General features: G+C 63.8%; 1 protein-coding gene. It reads left to right on the top strand.

The features are described from left to right. A partial coding sequence (locus tag MiSe_RS50070; RefSeq protein WP_226595081.1) for a hypothetical protein occupies positions 1-203 on the top strand: 203 nt, incomplete at its 5' end. Positions 204-326: the final 123 nt, after the last annotated feature.

The raw sequence follows: 326 nt of genomic DNA, 5'->3' as shown, positions 1-326 counted from the left end.
GGGCGGCATCGGCGGGGTGTAGGGGCACGGCACGATCAACCCTCGCTGCGTCGCCGAGAATATCAAATGCCGTGCCCCTACAATCAACGGTGTTGCTGTTTTTGTTTATTTCAGTAGGGGCACGGCACGATCAACCCTCGCTGCGTCGCCGAGAATATCAAATGCCGTGCCAGGGCGATCGGGGCGGCATCGGCGGGGTGTAGGGGCACGGCACGATCAACCCAGGCGTCGTCGCCGAGAATATCAAATGCCGTGCCAGGGCGATCGGGGCGGCATCGGCGGGGTGTAGGGGCACGGCACGATCAACCCTCGCTGCGTCGCCGAGA

Origin of the sequence: Microseira wollei NIES-4236, assembly GCF_020521235.1 — a bacterium.
Taxonomy (GTDB): Bacteria; Cyanobacteriota; Cyanobacteriia; order Cyanobacteriales; family Aerosakkonemataceae; genus Microseira; species Microseira wollei.
Note: the sequence above shows the minus strand (reverse complement) of the source record. Positions and strands in the feature narration are given on the sequence as shown.